General features: G+C 35.7%; 20 protein-coding genes and 1 riboswitch. Of the genes, 15 read left to right on the forward strand and 5 right to left on the reverse strand.

The annotated features are described in order from the left end of the window. The first annotated feature begins 746 nt into the window (after positions 1-746). Both glmS and KM149_RS03660 read left to right on the forward strand, forming a co-directional pair. Positions 747-2,549 (forward strand): glutamine--fructose-6-phosphate transaminase (isomerizing), encoded by a 1,803-nt coding sequence (gene glmS, locus KM149_RS03655; RefSeq protein WP_214972179.1) that lies wholly within the window; start codon positions 747-749, stop codon positions 2,547-2,549. Between the two features lie 191 nt (positions 2,550-2,740). Then, positions 2,741-3,595, forward strand: coding sequence for a Cof-type HAD-IIB family hydrolase (locus KM149_RS03660; RefSeq protein ID WP_182280595.1), 855 nt, complete (start codon positions 2,741-2,743; stop codon positions 3,593-3,595). A 50-nt stretch (positions 3,596-3,645) separates the two neighbouring features. Here KM149_RS03660 and KM149_RS03665 read toward each other — a convergent pair whose 3' ends face one another. Continuing rightward, positions 3,646-4,548, reverse strand: a complete 903-nt coding sequence (locus tag KM149_RS03665; RefSeq protein WP_214972183.1) for a lytic transglycosylase — start codon at positions 4,546-4,548, stop codon at positions 3,646-3,648. Between the two features lie 182 nt (positions 4,549-4,730). Here KM149_RS03665 and KM149_RS03670 point away from each other — a divergent pair, with 182 nt between their 5' ends. The 5 genes from KM149_RS03670 (at position 4,731) to KM149_RS03690 (ending at position 8,878) form a co-directional block, all read left to right on the forward strand. Next, positions 4,731-5,435, forward strand: a complete 705-nt coding sequence (locus KM149_RS03670) for a FadR/GntR family transcriptional regulator (protein WP_103356621.1) — start codon at positions 4,731-4,733, stop codon at positions 5,433-5,435. A gap of 208 nt (positions 5,436-5,643) precedes the next feature. Beyond that, positions 5,644-6,582 carry a mannose-6-phosphate isomerase, class I gene (gene manA, locus KM149_RS03675; protein WP_050330336.1) on the forward strand — a complete coding sequence of 313 codons (939 nt, stop codon included), beginning with the start codon at positions 5,644-5,646 and terminating at the stop codon, positions 6,580-6,582. 15 nt (positions 6,583-6,597) lie between these two features. Beyond that, positions 6,598-6,837, forward strand: a complete 240-nt coding sequence (locus KM149_RS03680; RefSeq protein WP_050330339.1) for a hypothetical protein — start codon at positions 6,598-6,600, stop codon at positions 6,835-6,837. A 79-nt stretch (positions 6,838-6,916) separates the two neighbouring features. Then, on the forward strand, positions 6,917-8,278 hold the full coding sequence (locus KM149_RS03685; protein ID WP_214972185.1) for an EVE domain-containing protein: 1,362 nt from the start codon (positions 6,917-6,919) through the stop codon (positions 8,276-8,278). A gap of 207 nt (positions 8,279-8,485) precedes the next feature. Next, positions 8,486-8,878, forward strand: coding sequence for a thiol-disulfide oxidoreductase DCC family protein (locus KM149_RS03690; protein WP_050330342.1), 393 nt, complete (start codon positions 8,486-8,488; stop codon positions 8,876-8,878). A 230-nt stretch (positions 8,879-9,108) separates the two neighbouring features. Here the strand turns inward: KM149_RS03690 and deoD are convergent, their stop codons facing one another. Continuing rightward, positions 9,109-9,822 carry a purine-nucleoside phosphorylase gene (gene deoD, locus KM149_RS03695; RefSeq protein ID WP_050330344.1) on the reverse strand — a complete coding sequence of 238 codons (714 nt, stop codon included), beginning with the start codon at positions 9,820-9,822 and terminating at the stop codon, positions 9,109-9,111. Between the two features lie 260 nt (positions 9,823-10,082). Here deoD and KM149_RS03700 point away from each other — a divergent pair, with 260 nt between their 5' ends. Next, complete coding sequence (locus KM149_RS03700; protein ID WP_165545858.1) at positions 10,083-11,384, forward strand: pyrimidine-nucleoside phosphorylase; 1,302 nt, start codon at positions 10,083-10,085, stop codon at positions 11,382-11,384. An 11-nt stretch (positions 11,385-11,395) separates the two neighbouring features. Beyond that, on the forward strand, positions 11,396-11,749 hold the full coding sequence (locus KM149_RS03705; protein WP_060829580.1) for a DoxX family protein: 354 nt from the start codon (positions 11,396-11,398) through the stop codon (positions 11,747-11,749). A 124-nt stretch (positions 11,750-11,873) separates the two neighbouring features. Here KM149_RS03705 and KM149_RS03710 read toward each other — a convergent pair whose 3' ends face one another. Next, positions 11,874-12,350, reverse strand: coding sequence for an S-ribosylhomocysteine lyase (locus tag KM149_RS03710; protein WP_182360889.1), 477 nt, complete (start codon positions 12,348-12,350; stop codon positions 11,874-11,876). A 177-nt stretch (positions 12,351-12,527) separates the two neighbouring features. Continuing rightward, positions 12,528-12,636: riboswitch (SAM riboswitch) on the forward strand. A 103-nt stretch (positions 12,637-12,739) separates the two neighbouring features. On the opposite strand from KM149_RS03710, the gene KM149_RS03715 reads away from it, so the two are divergent. From KM149_RS03715 to KM149_RS03725, 3 genes are all read left to right on the forward strand, one after another. Further along, positions 12,740-13,921, forward strand: coding sequence for a M20 family metallopeptidase (locus KM149_RS03715; RefSeq protein WP_182280589.1), 1,182 nt, complete (start codon positions 12,740-12,742; stop codon positions 13,919-13,921). Beyond that, the gene (ldmS, locus tag KM149_RS03720) at positions 13,922-15,112 is read left to right on the forward strand and encodes an L-aspartate--L-methionine ligase LdmS (protein WP_241415527.1); all 1,191 of its coding nucleotides are present in this window, start codon (positions 13,922-13,924) and stop codon (positions 15,110-15,112) included. Between the two features lie 124 nt (positions 15,113-15,236). After that, positions 15,237-15,908: a DUF2750 domain-containing protein gene (locus KM149_RS03725; protein WP_182280587.1), complete on the forward strand. Its 672-nt coding sequence runs from the start codon at positions 15,237-15,239 to the stop codon at positions 15,906-15,908. 97 nt (positions 15,909-16,005) lie between these two features. Here KM149_RS03725 and coaW read toward each other — a convergent pair whose 3' ends face one another. Both coaW and KM149_RS03735 read right to left on the reverse strand, forming a co-directional pair. Next, positions 16,006-16,809: a type II pantothenate kinase gene (coaW, locus tag KM149_RS03730; protein WP_050345344.1), complete on the reverse strand. Its 804-nt coding sequence runs from the start codon at positions 16,807-16,809 to the stop codon at positions 16,006-16,008. 200 nt (positions 16,810-17,009) lie between these two features. Further along, positions 17,010-18,602: a BCCT family transporter gene (locus KM149_RS03735; RefSeq protein ID WP_050330356.1), complete on the reverse strand. Its 1,593-nt coding sequence runs from the start codon at positions 18,600-18,602 to the stop codon at positions 17,010-17,012. Positions 18,603-18,908: 306 nt separating this feature from the next. Between KM149_RS03735 and KM149_RS03740 the strand changes: the two genes are divergently transcribed. The 3 genes from KM149_RS03740 to KM149_RS03750 all read left to right on the forward strand — a co-directional run bounded on the left by KM149_RS03740 (position 18,909) and on the right by KM149_RS03750 (position 22,605). Then, positions 18,909-19,772 (forward strand): GNAT family N-acetyltransferase, encoded by an 864-nt coding sequence (locus tag KM149_RS03740; RefSeq protein WP_182280585.1) that lies wholly within the window; start codon positions 18,909-18,911, stop codon positions 19,770-19,772. A gap of 368 nt (positions 19,773-20,140) precedes the next feature. Continuing rightward, positions 20,141-20,677 (forward strand): DNA-directed RNA polymerase subunit delta, encoded by a 537-nt coding sequence (rpoE, locus tag KM149_RS03745; RefSeq protein WP_050330360.1) that lies wholly within the window; start codon positions 20,141-20,143, stop codon positions 20,675-20,677. Positions 20,678-20,991: 314 nt separating this feature from the next. Next, a complete protein-coding gene (locus tag KM149_RS03750) occupies positions 20,992-22,605 on the forward strand; it encodes a CTP synthase (RefSeq protein ID WP_060829582.1) in 1,614 nt (537 codons plus the stop codon). The last annotated feature ends 108 nt before the right edge of the window (positions 22,606-22,713 follow it).

The raw sequence follows: 22,713 nt of genomic DNA on the forward strand, positions 1-22,713 counted from the left end.
GCTTACGCAAGATATTGAAGCGCCGAGTACGGAACCGTACGCTCGGTGGTGTGAGAGGACGAATAGTCAATTAATGGCTATTCTCCTACTCGATTTTTGCAATTACATCATCAAACTATACACAAAATACCATCGAGAGACTGGCCGATTTAAGTGAAAATTAACGACATTTTAGATGATGAATACTTTAAATTTTGGATATTGAGTCTAAAAAAGGATTGTTATTTTAATATAGCAATACAAAAGATTATAATTAAAATAACTTATAAATATTTTAGTGATAAACGTTAAAAACATAGATAAAACTTAGGCATTATTGCTTTTATAGCATTTATACTTTTATTTGCAATAAAAGTTTCACTCATTGTACAATAGACTATATTGCAAGAAGGAGGGTAGAGGTTGAAACAGTTTATAAAGCGCCAGCGCAAATTGAAAGCATGTATTGTCGACCGATATGCTAAAGCAGAGCATCTCATAGATACATGCTGGAGATTTGTGGACGAGGAGGATAGTGATCGAATATGATCGGCGGATGCTATCCCGGATGTGGCTCATTCGTTAGCTTATTAATTAAATCATTAGGGTAACCTATTGGACAAAGTTAGTAAGATCGCTAAACCAATTCAATAAAATAGAATGCGATGCTGGAGTCATTTGTTCACATTTTGTTGCATTATAGCAGAATGCAAAAAGTGTAAAAAATGATGCGCAGCACCGTTATTTCAGTGTGGAGGAATTTATTTATGTGTGGAATTGTTGGCTATATTGGCTATCAAAATGCGAAAGAAATTTTATTAAAAGGGTTAGAGAAACTCGAATACCGTGGATATGACTCAGCAGGTATTGCAATTCGTGATGAAAACGAAGTCACTGTAACAAAAGCACAAGGCCGAATTGCTGAGTTACGTAAAGAAGCAGACAATGATCATGATGGATCTACGGGAATTGGTCATACAAGATGGGCAACACATGGGGTGCCAAGTTATGAAAATTCTCACCCACATCAATCTACAAGTGGTAGATACACACTCGTACACAATGGTGTGATTGAAAATTATGAAGAACTTAGAGAAGAATATATTCCTAATGTTCAATTTGTTTCAGAAACAGATACTGAAGTTATTGTTCAATTGATTGAACATTTTGCTGAAACAGGTTTATCTACTGAAGACGCATTTACAAAAGTGGTTTCTCTATTACACGGTTCATATGCACTAGGTTTATTAGATTCTGAAGATGGTGAGACAATCTATGTTGCTAAAAACAAATCACCGTTACTTGTTGGAATTGGCGAAGACTTTAACGTGATAGCATCTGATTCACTTGCAATGATTCAAGTAACAAGTGAATACAAAGAATTAAAAGACCAAGAGATTGTAATCGTTAAACGTGAAGAAGTTGTCATTAAAAATTTAGAGGGTCAAGTTATCGATCGTGAAAGTTACATTGCTGAAATTGATGCCTCTGATGCTGAGAAAGGTGTATACGACCACTACATGTTGAAAGAAATTCATGAGCAACCTGCAGTTATGCGTCGTATTATCCAAGAATATCAAGACGAACAAGGTAATTTAAACATTGATCCTGAAATCGTTGAAGATGTTAAAGCAGCAGATCGTATTTATATCATTGCTGCAGGTACAAGTTATCATGCAGGATTAGTAGGTAAAGTATTTATTGAAAAATGGGCAGGTATTCCTACTGAAGTTCATGTTGCTTCAGAATTTGTTTACAATATTCCATTATTGTCAGAAAATCCATTATTTATTTATATATCTCAATCAGGTGAAACAGCTGATAGTCGTGCTGTATTAGTTGAAACAACAAAACTTGGTCATCGTTCATTAACAATAACAAACGTAGCTGGCTCCACACTTTCTCGTGAAGCAGATCATACATTATTACTTCATGCGGGGCCTGAGATTGCCGTTGCTTCTACTAAAGCATATACAGCACAAATTGCAGTTTTATCAATTATGTCACACGTCGTTGCACAAGCACGCGGCATCGATCCGAATATCGATTTATTGCGTGAATTAGCGAAAGTCACTACTGCAATCGAAACAGTGGTCGATGATGCGCCACAAATGGAACAAATTGCAAAAGATTTCTTAGAAACAACACGTAATGCATTCTTTATTGGACGTACAATTGATTACAATGTAAGTTTAGAAGGTGCTTTAAAACTAAAAGAAATCTCATATATTCAAGCAGAAGGTTTTGCAGGTGGAGAGTTGAAACATGGTACAATTGCACTCATCGAAGACGGTACACCAGTCTTTGCACTTGCTACACAAGAAGGTGTAAATCTCTCAATCCGTGGTAACGTGAAAGAAGTTGTCGCTCGTGGTGCACATCCATGTATTATTTCTATGGAAGGACTTGAAAAAGACGGAGACACATATGTGATTCCTCATGTCCACGAGTTGTTAACACCACTCGTTTCAGTTGTTTCTCTACAATTGATTTCTTATTACGCTGCATTACATCGTGATTTAGATGTTGATAAACCACGTAATTTAGCGAAATCTGTGACTGTGGAGTAATATTCTCAGTTTGTTCATAAATAGCGTAAGGTACAAGCAAATAGGCTTCGTATCTTACGCATTTTTTAGTTTAACTTCATTTTGTCATAAAAGGTTACAGTTTGTAAGAAAATAAGTGTGTATCGTGTTGCGTAAGTGTTCATTTGATGACACAATAAAGGAATAATCAATGAATGAAAGGAAATGCGATCATGCAAAATATAAAAGCGATATTTTTAGATATGGATGGTACAATTCTTCATCAAAATAACAGAGCGTCTGAAAAGACAGCTTCAGTCATTGGTCGTCTTAGAACTGAAGGATATAAGGTGTTTTTAGCGACAGGACGAGCTTACGAAGAGATTCATTTACTTATACCAGAAAATCTTCAGTTTGATGGTATCATCTCATCTAATGGAACATTAGGACATATTGATGAACACGTATTATTTGAACACGATCTTAGTCTTGAAGCGGTACGTCAAATTGTGACGGAAGCGCAACAAGATGGAATCTATTATGAGGTCTTTCCATTTGATGAGCCGCGATTTGCCCTGAATGAAGATCAAAGTTGGATGTTAAGCTTAGTTAAAGGTGACAAGCCTGCCACTGTAAATGAAAGTGAATGGTTATCAAGACACGAAGCAATAAGAGAGAAGTTAACTTGGCGTGATACGATACCGACGCAACTTGGTTTTTCAAAAATATATTTATTTCATTCTGATCTAAACAAAATTAAAAGTTTTAGAGAAAAAATGGTCGCACAGCAGTCAAAATTAAACATTGAAGTTTCTAATTCAACACCTAACAATGTAGAAACAATGGCATACCATATTAATAAAGGGACAGGAATAGAAGAGATGTGTCGTCATTTTAATATTCAACTTTCTGAAACACTTGTTATTGGAGATAGTGATAATGATCGTGCGATGTTTAAAGTTGGTGGTGTAACGGTTGCGATGAAAAATGCCAGCACGGAGATTAAAGCATTGACGCAATATGAAACTGAGTTCGACCATAATCATGATGGCGCGGCGCAATTTTTAGAAACACAACTATTAAAATAAATAAAAGCCAGTCTGAGGTGGAAGATTTTCCTAACAGACTGGCTTTTAGCTTATTTCACTTCTTTTTGTCCTCTACGTACAAAATATTGAATAATTGTACCGATAATGAGTAAGTAAATGAGATATCGAATAATTAAAAAGATAATATTGAATATAATCATTAAATAATAAGCGATATCTTGTGAAATATGTGCGAGATTTTGTTGAATCAAGTAATTAATAGGTTGATTAATAATAATAAATATCAAATTAAGTAATAAAATGCCAATGAAGAAACGTAAAAATGTTTTATGACCATTTTTAATACCGTACCATGCTTCTTTTAGATGTACTTTAACACTTCTTGAAGCATCTTCAGTTAAGGATGTAGCAAGGTTTGTAACGTATACCACCGTGAACCAAACGAAGATACTTAAAATAAATGAAGATAATACAATTAAGATACTAATGATGAATTGTAACCAGCCTTGACTGATGTCATTAGCACTAATGGCATTAAAGAGTTGTTGTACAAGATATGAAACACCTGCATTAACGAGACCATAGATGACCACTGTCAGTATAATGAATAAAATACTCATTAGACCTAGAATCACACTTTTACCCCAAATGCCTTTTTTAAATGAGCGCACTAAATCTTTCCATTGCATTTGCGCTGAATCTAAAACAGAGTGGCGTATGACACGTACAAGTCCTGTATAGATTGGGAAGAGTACCATCGAGAAAATACAGATTGTCAGAATGATGGCACCAATCATCATGAAAATTAATTTTGTCATACTTTGTTGACCCGTTAAAATAGATATCTGCCAAGCTTGAAGTAATAAATTAAACGGTGACATTACGAGAATAGCCAACAATAACAATATTGCAAAACCAATAAATGATGTGGCAAATAGTTTTAGTTTTTGATTTTTTGTATTATGCCAAAACAGCTTTGTGAATTTTACCAATAGTGAGCACTCCTTTCACATATAATCCACATTATCAAAATCTTTCTTATTTGAAAATAAAAATGGTCTTAATTTAAACGATTTTATCAGTAAATAAAAATTAACATAAAAATAGTTGTTTTTAATACAGAGATGACAGCTAAAGTTTGATAAGATATGAGATGAGGGCGAGGGGAAAAGCTATGAAAATCACGAATCAAAAGAAATATGAGCAAATTGCAGATGTATTGATTCAGCAAATTGAAGAAGGAACTTTAGAAGTTGGGCAACGATTGCCTTCAATACAAAAGCTTGCTGAAGCCTATGGTGTGAGTAACGCTTCGATGCGTGAGGCACTGAATGCACTCAGAATGATAGGACTCGTAGATATTAAGCATGGTTATGGGACGTTCGTAAAACAAAAACAGCCACAGTTATTTGATTTTCTTTCCCATACACTTACAAAAGCGCGCGTACGCGACATATTAGAATTGCGTGAATCGGTAGAAGTTGCGACAGCACAATATGCCGCATTACGGCACACAGATGAAGATATACAAGCAATGGAAGCTGCATTAGAAGAAATGGTCAATGCGATACAATGTCATCAATCAGGTGAGGAAGCTGATTTAAAATTTCATCTTGCTATTGCTAAAGCCTCTCATAATGCATTGTTGTATGAGTTGCTAAATAATATATCGGATCTCATTCAGCAGACGATGAAAGGCACACGTCATATTTATATTTATAGCCGCCAAAAAACGATGGAGAAATTATTGGAAGAACATAGTGTCATCTTAGAAGCAATCAAAAAGCGACAAGAAAAAAAGGCGGCTAAATTAATGACCCATCACTTAGTCGAAATCCGTCAAACATTAGTTGAAAATTATATAGTAGAAACAAATTAGGTCATTATAGCAGTTTAAAAGATGCAAAGTGGCTCAGGTATCCATGAAGTGAGATGGTTTGATTTTCTAATTACTAAAGCACATTTATAGGAGATATGATACAATTATGTAAGATTATTGTGCCATTTCACTGAGTTACGATGGTACAGAGGAAATCTAACATACATATAAAAAGAGCATAATATGAAAGATTGAGAGGTGGTTCCCAGTGCCATTATTACTTGAACCTGTTTTTCAGGAAAGAATTTGGGGTGGAACAAATCTCGCACAATTTGGTTATGATTTACCGAGTGACCATACTGGTGAGGTATGGGGAATCTCAGCTCATCCACATGGTGCGAATCGGATATTAAACGGTCCATTTAAAGGACAAACATTAGATGAAGTATGGGAAAATCAACCTAAACTGTTTGGGGAATTTCCTACAAAAAAGTTTCCGCTATTAACTAAGATTTTGGATGCTGAACAGAAATTATCAGTTCAAGTTCATCCTGATGATACGTATGCTTATGAGCATGAAAACGGAGAATACGGCAAAACAGAATGCTGGTATATATTAGATGCAAAACCAGGCGCAGAAATTATATATGGTACAAATGCGCAATCTCATGAAGAACTCAATGAAATGATAAATCAACATGATTTTGAACATTTGTTCAGACGAGTTCCTGTCCACAAAGGTGACTTTTTCTTTGTGCCGGCTGGTACTGTCCATGGCATAGGTGCAGGTATTATGATTTTAGAAACACAACAGTCTTCTGATACGACTTATCGAATCTATGATTATGACAGACAAGATAAAAACGGTAATAAAAGACCTTTACATCTTGAAAAAAGTAAAGATGTCATTCAAATTAGTGAAGAAAGTCCTAATGTAATACCACAAACTGAAGTGATTGAAAATCATAAGTGCACAACGTTTGTGCAAAATTCATTTTTTACTGTGACACATTGGCAAATACAAGGCACATTGAACTATATGAAGCCGAGAGAATTTGTTTTGGTCTCTGTACTGGAAGGACAAGGGCAGCTCATTACAGATGGTGAAATTTACGATATAAAAAAGGGGAACCATTTTATATTGACTGCAGAAGATTTGGATAACGTGTTTGAAGGTGAATTTTCACTAATTATTAGTTATGTATAAGAAGAGGAGAATGACATGAAATGGGGTTTATATATCGCTTTAGTTTGCGGTATTTTATCTGGAGCGACTATATTTTTTCAAGTGCCTATCTTTCCTTCCATTGTATTTCCAGTGTTAATCGGAATAATCGGTATCATCGCCACACTTTGGACTTTGCCTAATCGTGCAATCAGTCCAATGTTAAAGGTTGGCGGGGTACTCATTAATTTACTTCCAGTTGCAGTCGGTCTAATGCAATGGATGAACACTCAATGAAAAGTAATATAATAAATACAAAACATTGCTGGATTAAAGGATAAGATATAATTTTTTTAAAAGGAGATACAATGATACTATGGCTGCAGAGATTAATTATTTTTGGCTGAATTGCGGATACAATAGATGGAATCATAATGAGCCATTAGTTGGACAAAAAACAGTATTTGAGTCAGGGGCACAATTTAATCCAACACAAGGGTTTCGTGCGTTCAAACAAGCACAAGTCGGTGACCGTGTGATTTTTTACCAAGTACAAACAGATGCAGGATTACTTGGATGGGGTGAAATTACTCGGGTTAAGACAGGTGCACAAAACAAAACACATGTAGAGTTCAAATTTAACGAACCTTTCAAGCGACTCACATCAGATTATCTTAAAAGAAGTGAATCATTAGAATTTCGAATGAATAATATGAAAGAAATTCTTTTTAATAAGATTTCATACGATGAATTCGAATTAATCAAAGGACTAGGGACTGGCGAGATTTCTATTCCTAGATTTTTCTTTATGTCTGAAACAGAGGCGTTTGAGCCAGATGAAACCTACACAATTTATACGCATACACGTAACGGTATAAAAAGAAATGGTTATCATCATTATACGCAATTAGAAATAGGCGACCAAATCATCATTTATAATCGCAATTCTAACCAATCTGTCATTGGACGTGCTGAAGTGGCACACCATATTCATACACGCCCACCAGAGCAAGGTCGGACGAATAGTACAGCGATTGAAATTCGATATATTGAAGATATCAATCCAGTTAGTTTGATGACGTTAAATAAACACCAAAAACTTAAGAACTTGTACTTTTTACAAGAAAATTCTAAGCAAGCGATTGCGAGTTTAACGCCGACACAGTTTAATGCCATTATGGAAATGAGTGAAAATGATGGCTTAAAAGGGCAATTTGAAGCGGTTTCTGGGCATCAAGATACTGAAAATCAAGAATTAAAGCCATTTATTTTATTACTTGCAGAACAAAAGGAAGAAGGGTTGAATGCTGCGAAATTACTCGTTGAGAAAGCCAATGCGACATCAGTCATCACAGTTGGCCACCCTGATTTCTCTGAAGAAATGTTGTATGGGCGCTACTTACCAAATGAAGCGGGCGCATTATATTATAGAGAAGGGTTTATTACAGAATTGATGCCTAAGACGGATCGTCAATTTTTAGTAATTGACCAATTTGAACGTATTGACGCTGACATTTTCCAAACCTATATTAACGTGTTAGAAGGTCATGAAGTCACGCTTCCACGCTATAATAAGAATGGTAATATGGTTAAATGGAGTACTGAAAATACGTCATTCTATCGTTTTAATCCGAATTGGCATATCATTGGGGTGACTTATATGACACCGCAAGAAGTAAAAAATACATATACTTCTCAATTTTTGAAGTATGCACGTATTATTCAAGTTAAACAATAAATGCATAACAGTGCATCGCTTTATGTTATGGTGCATCTATGTTTAATATTGTAGAGATAAAAGGTGATTGAATTTGACAATAGGGTCAATGATATCACCTTTTTTCTGATTCGAATGGAAATGTATTTAAAACTTTGAATATGAGCCTTTTTTATTATTTGATATGAAAATATAAAAGTGGGTATATTTAAGACAAGAGGTGATTATATGCCAATTATTTATTACGATGATCATTGTGTTTATTGTTACAATTATGCAATTTGGCTCATTCGAAATGGTTTGCCTAGAAATTATCAGTTCGTTCCACTAAAAAGTAAAGCAGGAGAAGCATTACAAAAATCACGTCCTGAAGTGCTTGAGTATAACAGCGTTGTTTTGCAAGAGGGCGATGATTTGACATTTCAATCGACAGCAATAGCCAAACTCATCTATACACTCGATCGTTATAAGTGGTTAGCTATTCTATTATGGCTTGTCCCCAAACCTTTACGCAATTTAGGTTATCAATTGTTTGCGAACAACCGTGATAAAATGTGGAAAACACACTGGGCAAAAGCAAATGAATATGAGCAATCTTTTTTTATAGCTAAAAACAAATAAAATGGTCTCGTTGATTGAGATGATATTAAATAAACAGACTGGGACAATTGAGTTTCAGTATACAAATAAAGCACCTCAAAAATCAGTTAAACGATTTTTGAAGTGCTTTATTATTGTGTTTTTGCTTTAATTAAGCCAAATTGAGTTGAGACTTCAGCACCTAAGCAAGCAGTTCACGAAGGCAAGGTCTTCAAATTTTTCTGCCCCAACTTCTCATTTATTAAATCAAATTATTCAGCGATTTCTAAAGCAACTTCCATCATTTGTGTAAATGAATTTTGACGCTCTTCGGCAGTTGTTGCTTCATCACGTAATAAATGGTCACTCACTGTAAATACACCCAGAGCTTTTTTACCCGCTTTTGTTGCATTTAAATAGAGACCTGCTGATTCCATTTCTACACCGAGAATACCCATTTCAATCCATTTTTGATTGAAATCTGGATTTGCGTTATAAAATGTATCAGATGAAAGGATATTACCTACGTGTGCACGCGCACCAAGAGCATCTGCTTTTTCTTTAGCTTTCACAACGAGATCAAAATCAGCTAACGGTGCAAAATGTCCTGGAATTTGGAACTGATCAACATAATTAGAGTTTGTTGAAGCACCTTGTGCAATAATGATGTCGTACAAGTGAATATCTTCTTGCATTGCACCACAAGAACCAATACGAATAATCGTGTCTACATCGAAGAAATTGTAAAGTTCATAAGAATAAATACCGATACTTGGGATACCCATTCCTGAGCCCATTACAGAAATTTCTTTTCCTTTATATGTACCTGTATAGCCAAACATATTACGTACTTCATTGAATTGTTCAACATTTTCTAAGTAGTTTTCTGCAATGAATTTAGCACGTAATGGATCACCAGGCATAAGTACAGTTTTTGCAATTTTAGTACCATTAGGTTGAATGTGTGGTGTGCCTTGTTGTGTCATTTAAAACATCTCCTTAATATCTTATATCATTTTAAAGATAACAGAACTATAATGAAAAGTCGATAAAACATATTAACAAAGAGAAGTGTAATAGGTACATCAACGATTGGACCGCATGTTGTCGCTTCTTTGATAAGTCTATTTAAGTCCGTATCTCTATAATGATTTGGTTTTACCAATAGATAGATTTTGGTTTATAATAAAGGTGAATTCAAACATATTGTAAAAAATAAAAATCCATATAGAAATGAGGAATGACCATGAGAATGGTAGATATTATTGCAAAGAAACGCGATGGACATGTGCTTACAAAGGAAGAAATACAATTTTTTGTAAACGGTTACACAAATGGGGAGATTCCTGATTATCAAATGTCGAGTTTAGCGATGGCGATTTTCTTTCAAGATATGACGGATGAAGAGCGTGCGGATTTAACGATGGCAATGGTCGCATCTGGAGATCAAATTGATCTTTCAAATATAAAAGGAGTCAAAGTGGACAAGCATTCAACTGGAGGGGTAGGTGATACAACGACACTTGTATTGGCACCGTTAGTTGCTGCGTTAGATGTCCCTGTAGCTAAGATGAGTGGACGTGGTTTAGGTCATACAGGCGGTACGATAGATAAATTAGAATCGGTTAAAGGATTCCATGTTGAAATATCGGAAGAAGAATTTGTACGACTCGTGAATGAAGATCATGTCGCTGTAATAGGTCAAACAGGTAATCTGACACCAGCTGATAAAAAAATCTATGCTTTACGTGACGTTACAGGTACAGTGAACTCAATTCCTTTAATTGCATCTTCAATTATGAGTAAGAAGATTGCTGCGGGTGCGGATGCGATTGTACTTGATGTTAAAACAGGTAATGGTGCCTTTATGAAAACAGTGGAAGATGCAGAAGCTTTAGCACATGCGATGGTTAAAATTGGAAATCAGGTGGGACGCCAAACAATGGCAATCATTTCTGATATGAGTCAACCTCTAGGTTTTGCAATCGGGAATGCTTTAGAATTAAAAGAAGCGATTGATACGTTAAAAGGTGAAGGGCCAGAAGATTTAACTGAACTTGTTTTGACACTCGGTTCACAAATGGTCGTATTAGCTCAAAAAGCGAACAATTTAGAAGAAGCACGTGAAATGTTAAAAGAAGTCATTGAAAACGGTAAAGCGTTAGAGAAATTCAAAACGTTTTTAAGTAATCAAGGTGGCGATGCAAGTATCGTTGATGATCCATCACAATTGCCAACAGCACAATATCAATTCGAATTACCTGCGAAACAAGCTGGTGTTGTTGCAGAAATGATTGCAAATGAAATCGGTATCGCATCCATGATGTTAGGGGCAGGACGCCAAACGAAAGAGGATGAGATTGATCTTGCTGTAGGTCTCGTTTTGAATAAAAAAATAGGTGATTATGTTGAAGAAGGAGAATCTCTATTAACGATTCATGCGAATACACAAGATGTTGAAGCAGTAAAAGAAAAATTGTATGATAATATTACAATCTTAGAGCAAGCATCACAGCCGAAATTAATCCATACAATCATTACTGAATAAAGGGTGTTGAGATGAAAAAAGTAGGTCGCATATTAATAGGTATTGGATTTTTGATTATTGGCGTTTTACATTTTACGAGAGAGCGTCGATTCAGAAATATCGTACCTCATTATTTACCATTCAGAAAGGCTGCTGTACTAGTCACAGGCGTATGCGAAATATGGATAGGTATAAAGCTACTTTTGGCGCGTCCATCTGACGCATTAAAACGTTGGATTAACTTTTTCTTATTATCAGTTTTTCCAGCAAATATTTATATGGCACGGCGTCGATTGCCACTTGGTAATAGAGAATTATCAGATACGGCAAGATATGGTAGACTACCGCTTCAATTCATTTTCATGTATCTCATTAAAAAATTATAATTGTAAACTTTAAAAAGGCATTTCAAGTTGTGAATCACACACAATTTGAAATGCCTTTTGTTCAGTCAAAGTGACTTATCATTATTTTTACATCGTCATCCTATTTTAAAAGTTTACATTATATTTAAACGTGTGCACCTGTTCCAAAAACATCATGCCATTGTTCACGTTTATCTAAAAATGATTGTGCAATTGCTTGAGCGCCCTCTAAAGAATGTGAAGCAGCCCAGCCACATTGTAATTCATTGCAAGCAGGAACTTCTTTCGCATCAAGTACATCTTGTATTGTTTTTTCAATAATATTTAATACATCGTCATAATCATCATGATTGATAAAAGAAACATAAAAACCAGTTTGGCAACCCATAGGACTTAAATCAACCACTTTATCTGTATGGTTTCTAATATTCTCGGCCATCAAATGCTCTAGAGAATGCAATCCAGGCATGTCCATGTGCGCTTTATTCGGCTGCTTAAAACGAATGTCATATTTATAAATTTCATCTCCGTTAATCCCTTTCATTTTACCAGCCAAGCGAATATAAGGCGCAACCACTTTAGTGTGATCCAAGTTAAAACTTTCAACGTTCATTTTTGGCATTTGTACAAACCTCCTTCATGTGTAATTTCATTTTAACACAATTTAGTATGATTGAAAGTAAAAAACTGAGCTGATTACTCAGTTATACAAAAAATAAGATAGAAATTTTTGATTTATCTGTAAAAAACACATGACAAATTGTCCTAAATCCGATAAAATAAGTACAAATTTAATAAATATTTATCAAGAGTGGTGGAGGGAATTGGCCCTACGAAGCCCTGCAACCTCATCGTAAAGCGATAAAGGTGCTAAATCCAACAGCCTATAATGGACTGAAAGATAAAAACGACAAAGATGTTATCACCGGCGTACATCAACCACACTTGAAAACATATGTGTTGATAGTATAGGATGATAACTTTTTTTGTTTTGGAAGGAGTTTTAATTTGGTGTCAGTGAGACAACGGATTTTAGATTATATAGATAACAACAGATTGAAATACATTGATATGAGTCATCAAATTCATGAAAGACCTGAGATTGGAAATGAAGAGTTATTCGCTTCGAGATTGCTCATTGATCATTTAATTGAGTGCGGTTTCGAAGTCGAACGCGACATCGCTGGTCATTCAACAGGATTTATAGCGACATATGAATCCTCAAAAGAAGGGCCTACAATCAGCTATCTTGCTGAATATGATGCACTTCCGGGATTAGGTCATGCCTGTGGCCATAATATTATCGGTACAACGAGTGTCTTAGCAGGTACAGCACTCAAGCAGGTCGTCGATGAAATTGGAGGGAAAGTCGTCATCTTCGGTTGTCCAGCTGAAGAAGGTGGTGAAAATGGAAGTGCCAAAGCGAGTTATGTTAAAGAAGGCATATTTGACGATGTAGATGTTGCGTTAATGGTACATCCAGGCAATGAAACATACCCAACCAATCACACCCTTGCGGTAGATGTACTAGATATTAAATTTTATGGTAAAAGTGCGCATGCTTCAGAGAATGCTTATGAGGCACGAAATGCTTTAGATGCAATGATTAGTTTTTTTAATGGTGTCGCTCAAATTCGTCAACATATTAAAAAGACTGAACGCGTCCATGGTGTAATATTAGATGGTGGCAAGGCCGCGAATATTATTCCAGATTTCACACATGCACGTTTTTATACGCGTGCGACCACACGAAAGGAACTGGATGTGCTAACTGGACGTGTTCATGATATTGCAAAAGGGGCAGCGATACAAACGGGTTGTGATTTCGAGTTTGAGCCTATTCAAAATGGCGTCAATGAGTTTGTGAAATCACCAAAACTCGATCTGTTATTTGAACAATATGCAACAGAACTAGGGGAAGAGGTAAGTCATGATGATTTTGGGTATGGTTCAACAGACACGGGGAATGTCAGCCATGTTGTACCAACGATACACCCACATGTCAAAATTGGACCAAGAAGCTTGGTGGGGCATACCCATCGATTTAGAGAAGCTGCTGCAAGTCCAATGGGAGATAAGGCGCTGATTAGAGGTGCAAAGATCATTGCATTAATGGGGGCTACATTAATTCAAGATAGAAATCTCTTAGATACAATTCAAAAGGAGCATCAAATTAAAAGGGAGAAGTTATAAATGACGGTACAAAATAAACACGCACCCCGCTTAACAATGGGTGATATCTATGAAACAAATGTGGTCTATACTTCTAGACCTTCTTATGTTTCCAATCCTTGGTTAGAACCAGATGAACATCAATCCAACTTTTTAACTGGGAGAGAGTTGTTGATTGCCAATTTACCAGTCATCGTTCATGAGGCTAGTGTCACGCATAAATTAACACAGCTTTTTCAAATGATTGGACGATCCATACCGGACAATGTCATCACATTTAGAGACCAAGAGAGTTATGAAGGTGCACTTAAACGTTTGGCAACTATCGAAGAACGTCAGATTTATTTTCAATATGTTCATGACGACTCGATTGTTGATGCAGCACACTATGCTATGGATAAAAAGTTATTTGTTGAGTTGAATAATAAGTCCTTAATTCCAAAATGGACTCAGAATCAGTTTTTACCCAAACGCGAAATCGTAACATATGAAAATTTTAAGACAGCCATTCAGTCTTGGTCACTTCCAGTTGTAATAAAGCCTGGGGATGATTTGCCTACTGCTGGAGGGTATGGTGTGATGATATGTTATAACGAGCAAGAATTAAACGAAGCGATTGCGCGTGTGGAAAAAGCACAAGAAGCGACGAAAACGCTGATCATTGAGCAATGTATTGAAGCTGTGGATAACTATTGTGTGCAGTACGCTTGGCATCCTGTTGAGGGCATTATATACGTCGGTGCAGCAAAACAATTAACAAATGAATATGGTTTTTACAATGGAAATGTGAATGCTTTAGAGGTACCTGAAAAAGTAATTGAAGCAGGCCGGAAAATAATGGAAAATGGTGTTTCTCAAGGATTTATCGGTATTGCAGGATTCGATATTCTTGTTGATGCTGAAGGCGATGTCTATGCAATAGATTTAAACTTCCGACAAAATGGTTCAACAAGTATGCTCTTACTAGAACCACAATTAACAGGAAAGCATCACAAATTTTATAGTTACTTTGCAAATGGAGATAATGAACGGTTCTTTAATGCCATTTATTCCTTTGTAGAGCAAGGTGTTTTATATCCTTTATCCTATTACGATGGAGATTGGTATGAAGATCAGCATGTCAATTCAAGATTTGCATGTATTTGGCATGCTGATAGTGAAGCAGACATTCAAGCATATGAGCAACAATTTATAGAAATGGCTGGGCTATAAACAATTCTACTTTGATGTATGATATATTGGTTATATAGAGAAATCAAATCAAGTTTGATGACCGGATAGAAGTGCGAGACTTGTATTCGAGTTACATTTTGAGTTGAGAAAAAGGAGCAGAGTCATGTCTTACAAAAACGAACGCTTTTATAAAGATATATTAACCAATGAACAGTTTTTCATCGCTGTTAAAGATAAAAAGATTATTAAGCATAGTCATAATGGGAAGCCATTATTTTGTTTTTGGACACGTGAATCTTTAGCGAAAACCTACTTAGAAACATCCGATGTGGTCTATGACAAAATTAAAGCGATGGATATTGATCAGTTTGCGACTTATGAACTTGATGATATGTTTGATGAAGAAGATGAAGCACTCGTCAATGTGACAGACCGTGCGCAAGGCCATGAGATTCGAATTATCGAAGTGGTCAGTGACTTGATGACTGATTTAGATAACATTCGTATCCGTGAATTTGTACAAGATGTTGCTAAAAGTGACACGGTGTACGGCTTAAGTCAAAAAGACAACAAACAATTTATGATTGTATACGATGAGAACGATAATTTTGATCAATCGCACTTTATGCCAGTATGGAGTTTAAATAAACGTGCGGAAAAAGTCGCAGAAGAAGATTTTGAGACCTTTGAATTGATTGATGTAGAAGGAGAAGTTTTTGCGGAATGGTTAGATGAGCTACGTGATGATAATCGATATGTAGCCATTGATGTCAAACCAGGAGTAGTAGGTACGATTGTTTCGGCGCAGAAACTTGCGAATGAATTAACTTTTTAAAGGCATAGATCATTATCATTTTTGACCTATTAATCAACAAACGCAGATTAGAAGCCATGTATCACGGTGGTTTTCTAATCTGCGTTTTTTAAATGAATTAATGAGATAAGTATAATGTGCCTAATGCGCCAGAAAAGGCACCATTTTTTAAATAGTGAGGGTTGAAACCTCTCAATACTGTATAATCAGTGACCACTTGTTGTAAGAGTGGATTATCATGAAATGATGAACCAATATAGACCACATCTTTCACTTGATGTTCTCTTGCGACATGAATGGCTACAGTTGTAATACTTTCACCAACGACACCGATAACGGAAGCAAGTTTATCGGCATCTGTGAAGTTTTGATCGATATTTAATAAGACATGACCAAAATTAGCAGCAGTGAGTTCTCCAGAAATAGGAGGGGTATCATTTTTATAAATATGCTTCACTTTCAAGTCGATAATGTCACGATTCCCTTTTAATGCGAGATTCGTTAGTGTAGCATATTCAGTAATACCAGTGAGGAGGTAACCCAACCCTTGGATCATGCCACCTCCTGTACCTATGCCACCTACGCGTTCCTGTTCTAAGCCATCTGTTAAATGAAGTGATGTGCCAGTCCCTACATTTGTGAAAATGTATCGATCAATATGAATATCTTGTTCTTCTAAGAAAATCTGAACCCCTCGAGCCGCAGCGTCAAATTCGATATATGTTTGCGCATTACATGTTAAACGCTCACTTAATGTTTTCGCGTTTCCTCCTGTAATATGTATATCCTGGCAAGGTTGTTGATTCAACCATTCAGCAACGGTTTCTAGTTCTGTTGTCTGATAGACCTTAAATGATCGTTCGCCCTCATTTTCTATTGCAATTTTTATCAAAGTACCGCCAGCATCTATGCCAATACGCATGATTTGTCACCTCGAATTATTGTTTATCACCAATATATACTATACGATAATGACAAAATTACAAGCGTTAATTCAAAGTTTAATTTTAAAACAAATTAGAGTGCAAGCAATAAAAAGGACGAAGTTGGGAGCATATTCCCAACATCGTCCGGTAGTGTCGCATGCACAAATGAAATTGGCTTCATTAAAGTAAATTTTGATTACATTTCATGATCGCGTTCCCGATCTTCTATTGTTCTTGAAAAATCTTTATCATCATCAATGTGTGTCATTTTGAAATATTTAGTTGGTTCACGACGTAATGCATTCATCAATGAAAAAATCATGAGAAACAAAATAATCGAAAAAGGTAATCCTGTAACAACTGATGCAGTTTGTAGACTTGTTAAGCCGCCTGCAACGGTTAGAGAAACAGAGATTGCACCGATTAAAATGCCCCAGACCAATTTATGTTTACGTTTAGGATTTTCTACACCGCCTGTTGCCATTCCTGATACGATATGTGTTGTCGAGTCGGCACTCGTAACAATAAATGTAAAAATAAGAATGATAGCCAATGCGCTTGTCACCTCATGTAAAGGAAACTTACTCAATAATTCAAATAACGCGACTGTATAATCTTTATCTACTATTTTTTCAATACCATCATTGTGGTGGAGTGCCCAGTTAATTGCCGTGCCTCCAAATCCTGAAATCCATGCGAATGAAATACAAGGTGGAATGATAAGTACACCGATAACAAATTCTCGAATTGTACGTCCTCTTGATACACGTGCGACGAAGCCGCCAATAAAAGGAGACCAAGATATAACCCATGCCCAGTAGAAAACTGTCCATTTCTGAATCCAAGTATTATCCCCAGAATACGGGTCCATTCTTAAGCTATATTGCACAAAGTGAGAGATATAATCCCCAATTGAAACCGTAAAAGTTTCGACAATAAAGCGTAAATCACCAAAAATAAAAATAAACAAGAGCAAGATTGCACCAACAATAATATTTAGATTACTTAACCACTTCACACCACGATTGATGCCTGTCAAAGCTGAACCAAGAAAAATAATCGACATCAATAATGTAATTAAAATTAAAGTTAATGATGTATTAGGTACTTTGAAAACGTGATTAAGGCCACCTGCAATTTGTAGTATACCCAGTCCAATGGATGTTGCAATCCCCATTACGGTCGCAATAATCGCTAAAATATCAATAATATTTCGGAAAGGGCGTCGGTACGTCTCACCGAAAACAGGTTCCATTGCAGTAGAAATTAAGCCATCTCGACTTTTACGAAATTGGAAATAAGCAACAATTAAACCGCTCATCGCAAAGATAGACCATTGTGAGATGCCCCAGTGGAAGAAGGTATACCCCATGGCCAGTCGAGCTGATTCAACAGTCTGACCTTTAACTGCTTTTGGAAATGGAGAGTGCAAATAATGCGTTAATGGTTCTGCTACACCCCAAAAGACGATACCTACACCTAAACCTGCTGAGAACAACATACCAATCCATGAAATAAATGAAAATTCAGGTTCTTCATCATCGCGACCTAATTTAAATCGGCCATATCTTGAAATAGCTAAAAAGATTAAAAACACATCTAAAACAAATACGATAATTAGAAATAGCCAACCAAAATTAAGTGCCAATATATCATATGTATGCTGTGCATATGCACCAAATATCTTTGGAAAGATGGCTGCAAGTAATGTGAGAATCAAAATAATTGTGAAAGAAACAATATACACAATATTCCGATTTTTTTCTTTAGTACTTTTATGATTTCCCATAATATCCCCTTTCAAATTTTGCGAACGTGAAACCAAGCGTTGACAGATTGCTTCACCTTTTACATAGAAAATCTTTATTGAGAGAAGTTAGATTTAAACCCAATAAAACAGCAGTTATCCTTGTAATCTTGTCATTTTAATGCCCTATCAACATTTAAACGAAATAACGTTCCAACAGCGGTAAATCTATCCAAAGTAACACACTGGCTTTCGTTATTTTTAAATCACATTCTCTCTAAAAACTTGTTTGAACGTTACTAATTGTGTCAACATAAGTATTAGGAAAATGTAAAGGGATGGTAAAAAATGACCAAAAAAAGTAAGCGCTTTGATGATATTACTATACAATTATATGAAGAGCAATACCGAGATGCACTCTACCATTTTCAATTAAGTGAACGTCAACGAATCTATTCTTCTTTACCCAAAGAAGTTTTAGATGATGCATTAGAAGATAAAAATAGAGAAGCAAATATCGTCTTAAATGATCAAAATGAAGTGATTGGTTTCTTTGTATTACACCAACGTTATCAGCATGAAGGCTACGATACACCTAAAGAAGTCATTTATGTGCGTTCATTATCTATCAATGAAGCATATCAAGGCCATGGTTATGGTACTAAAATGATGATGACGTTGCCAGAATATGTCCAATCCATTTTTCCAGATTTCAACCATTTATATTTAGTGGTTGATGCAGAGAATGAGGCGGCTTGGAATGTTTATGAACGTGCAGGTTTTATCCATACGGCTACGAAAGAAGAGGGACCTATTGGTAAAGAACGTCTGTACTATTTAGATTTAGACTCTAAATATGTATCATCGTTAAATCTAAAACAGAGCGTATCATCTGAAGAAGGCACAATCGAGGTGGTTGATCTTATTCTTGATCATCAAAAAGTAGGTTTTATTGCGATTGAACAGTTTGATCAAAGATTAATCATACGTGCACTATACGTAAATGATGCATATCGAGACACAGGTATTGCGCAAAGTGCATTACGTCAATTAGCGACATATGTTCGTAAACAAAATCAAAAGATTAAGGTTATCGAAATCACATTATTTGGTCCAAATCATCAATTAAAAACTTTGTTTGAGAAAAGTAATTTTGTTGAAACGCTATCAACAGAAGATTATACTACGTTAGAAAAGTATATTAACTATTAATATTTAAGCGCTGTGAATTAACGCCATGTTCATGAATTAAAAGTATACGATTCGCTGTTGAAAATTCATACTTCAAGTCTTAATGATGACTGTTTTCTAGTTGCGTAAAATGACAATAAAGAAGATATAAGAATGAAGTCATGGAAAATATGATTGAACATATTGCGAAATGACGTTGAGTGATTTATAATTTACTTTTGTTAATGTCAGTGTTAAAACACCAATGTTGCAATGAATGTGCAACTGTTTTGACACTAAGGAGTTAAAAGGGAGAACGGCAACGATACGCGATTTCCTTTAAAGATGAAAGAAAGTGTTTGAGTCATTGAATAATTAGAAATGCGAACCTTTGAAAGGAAGATATGCTGATGAAATTACAAGATTATACACAAGAGATGGTGGATGAAAAATCATTTATTGATATGGCCTATACGTTTTTGAGTGAACAAAATCAAACAATGAATTTGTATGATATTATTGATGAATTTAAACGTATCGGACATTACGAAGACGATCAGATTGAAGATCGTATCGTTCAATTTTATACTGATTTGAATACAGACGGTCGTTTTTTAAGCGTCGGTGATAATATTTGGGGCCTACGTGACTGGTATTCAGTAGATGACATTGAAGAAAAAATTGCGCCAACAATTCAAAAATTCGATATTCTTGATGAAGATGATGAAGAAGATAAAAACCTTACATTATTGGGTGAAGACGATCCTGAAGGTGATATTAATATTCCAAATCATACTGATGATCAAGAAGGTCTTGCTGACCCTGAAGATGAACGTGTAGAAGATGAGATTGAAGACTCTGATTTAGTTGTTGAAGATGACGAAGATGAAATCGATGAAACATACGATGATGAGGATGAAGAAGAAGAGGACGAAGAAGAATTTTAATTCACTCATTTTTGCAAGAAAGATGATTGACTTTTTATGTCAAAGTGATAAAATTTTATTCGGGCTCCTTTAATTAGGACAGATAAATAAATGAGACGTTAATGTCTAAAACTTAAGTATTAAGTTGGGCATTTAATATAAGTAAACGTTGAGGTTCCCCTTACAATAATACCATTGTGAGTGGGAACTTTTTTTAATTTCATATGAATGATTAGGGTTAAGATGTTTTTAATCAAACTAAACATTTTATATTCAGATCCATCCCCTAATATTTGGAAAGCATTTCTGATGATCAATGAGGAGGAAATAAAAAAATGACAAAATTTATATTTGTGACTGGCGGTGTAGTTTCTTCGTTAGGTAAAGGGATTACAGCAGCTTCACTGGGTCGATTACTTAAAGATAGAGGATTAAAAGTAACGATACAAAAATTTGACCCTTATTTAAACGTGGATCCGGGTACGATGAGCCCTTATCAGCATGGTGAAGTATTCGTAACAGATGATGGGGCTGAAACGGATTTAGATTTAGGCCATTATGAACGTTTTATTGATATTAATTTAAATCAATATTCTAACGTCACAGCAGGAAAAGTGTATTCACATGTCTTACAAAAAGAGCGTCGTGGTGATTATCTTGGTGGAACCGTGCAAGTGATTCCGCATATTACAAATGAAATTAAGTCACGTTTGCTGCTTGCTGGTGAAAGTACAAATGCAGACGTTGTCATTACAGAGATTGGTGGGACAACAGGGGACATTGAGTCACTGCCATTCATTGAGGCGATTCGTCAAATCAAAAGTGATTTAGGGCGCGAAAATGTGATGTATGTACACTGTACATTACTTCCATACATTAAAGCGGCTGGTGAGATGAAAACGAAACCGACACAACATAGTGTTAAAGAATTACGTGGTTTAGGTATCCAACCTGATCTTATTGTTGTACGTACTGAGTATGAAATGGGACAAGAGTTAAAAGATAAAATCGCTTTGTTCTGTGATATTGATAAAGAAAGTGTCATTGAATGTCGAGATGCTGAATCCCTTTATGAAATTCCATTGCAGTTAAGCCATCAAAATATGGATGATCTTGTGATTGAACGTTTAGGATTAGAGGCGCAACGTGATACACAATTAGATGAATGGAATCACCTCATTCAAGTTGTTAATCATTTAGAAGGAAAAGTAACAATTGCTTTAGTAGGGAAATATGTGGCATTACAAGATGCTTATTTATCTGTTGTTGAATCTCTCAAACATGCAGGTTATCCGTTTATGAAAGATATTGATATTCGCTGGATTGACTCTAGTGAAGTCACTGATGAAAATGCGGCTGACTACTTAAGTGATGTTGACGGTATTCTTGTACCAGGTGGCTTTGGCTTCCGTGCAAGTGAAGGTAAAATTTCAGCGATTAAATACGCGCGCGAACAACAAATTCCATTCTTCGGCATTTGTTTAGGGATGCAACTCGCAACAGTTGAGTACGCACGTCATGTTGTCGGCTTAAAAGATGCGCATTCAACAGAACTTGACCCGAATACGCCTTATCCGGTAATTGACTTATTACCTGAACAAAAAGATATTGAGGATTTAGGCGGAACATTGCGCTTAGGTTTATACCCTTGTAGCATCAAAGAAGGGTCATTAGCGAATGAGATTTACGGACAAACATCCGTAGAAGAACGCCATCGTCATCGCTATGAATTTAATAATGAATTTAGAGCACAACTTGAAGAAGCGGGTATGATATTTTCTGGAACAAGCCCAGATGGTCGTTTAGTTGAAATGGTAGAGCTTGAAAATCATCCATTTTTTATTGCTTGCCAATTCCACCCAGAATTTTTATCAAGACCTAATCGTCCGCAACCAATTTTCAAATCATTTATTGAGGCGGCAATTCAACAACAAAATCGTGAGCAATAAAGGCATTGGCTGCTGATAGTGGTTAACATTGGCGATTTATAGATAATATGAGCCATACGTTAGAATAGAACTTGTAAAAGGTGTGGGACAGAAATCGATTTGATTTTA

Origin of the sequence: Staphylococcus coagulans (genome assembly GCF_022557135.1) — a bacterium.
Lineage (GTDB): Bacteria > Bacillota > Bacilli > Staphylococcales > Staphylococcaceae > Staphylococcus > Staphylococcus coagulans.

Excerpts from the sequence above, each read along its gene's own strand:
- KM149_RS03740 (WP_182280585.1), top strand. The coding sequence starts at position 18,909 with ATGACCAAAAAAAGTAAGCGCTTTGATGATATTACTATACAATTATAT.
- coaW (WP_050345344.1), bottom strand. The coding sequence starts at position 16,809 with ATGCGTATTGGCATAGATGCTGGCGGTACTTTGATAAAAATTGCAATA.
- KM149_RS03705 (WP_060829580.1), top strand. The coding sequence starts at position 11,396 with ATGAAAAAAGTAGGTCGCATATTAATAGGTATTGGATTTTTGATTATT.
- KM149_RS03660 (WP_182280595.1), top strand. The coding sequence starts at position 2,741 with ATGCAAAATATAAAAGCGATATTTTTAGATATGGATGGTACAATTCTT.
- ldmS (WP_241415527.1), top strand. The coding sequence starts at position 13,922 with ATGACGGTACAAAATAAACACGCACCCCGCTTAACAATGGGTGATATC.
- KM149_RS03735 (WP_050330356.1), bottom strand. The coding sequence starts at position 18,602 with ATGGGAAATCATAAAAGTACTAAAGAAAAAAATCGGAATATTGTGTAT.
- KM149_RS03710 (WP_182360889.1), bottom strand. The coding sequence starts at position 12,350 with ATGCCAAAAATGAACGTTGAAAGTTTTAACTTGGATCACACTAAAGTG.
- KM149_RS03700 (WP_165545858.1), top strand. The coding sequence starts at position 10,083 with ATGAGAATGGTAGATATTATTGCAAAGAAACGCGATGGACATGTGCTT.
- KM149_RS03690 (WP_050330342.1), top strand. The coding sequence starts at position 8,486 with ATGCCAATTATTTATTACGATGATCATTGTGTTTATTGTTACAATTAT.
- rpoE (WP_050330360.1), top strand. The coding sequence starts at position 20,141 with ATGAAATTACAAGATTATACACAAGAGATGGTGGATGAAAAATCATTT.
- KM149_RS03670 (WP_103356621.1), top strand. The coding sequence starts at position 4,731 with ATGAAAATCACGAATCAAAAGAAATATGAGCAAATTGCAGATGTATTG.
- KM149_RS03725 (WP_182280587.1), top strand. The coding sequence starts at position 15,237 with ATGTCTTACAAAAACGAACGCTTTTATAAAGATATATTAACCAATGAA.
- KM149_RS03685 (WP_214972185.1), top strand. The coding sequence starts at position 6,917 with ATGGCTGCAGAGATTAATTATTTTTGGCTGAATTGCGGATACAATAGA.
- glmS (WP_214972179.1), top strand. The coding sequence starts at position 747 with ATGTGTGGAATTGTTGGCTATATTGGCTATCAAAATGCGAAAGAAATT.
- deoD (WP_050330344.1), bottom strand. The coding sequence starts at position 9,822 with ATGACACAACAAGGCACACCACACATTCAACCTAATGGTACTAAAATT.
- KM149_RS03680 (WP_050330339.1), top strand. The coding sequence starts at position 6,598 with ATGAAATGGGGTTTATATATCGCTTTAGTTTGCGGTATTTTATCTGGA.
- KM149_RS03750 (WP_060829582.1), top strand. The coding sequence starts at position 20,992 with ATGACAAAATTTATATTTGTGACTGGCGGTGTAGTTTCTTCGTTAGGT.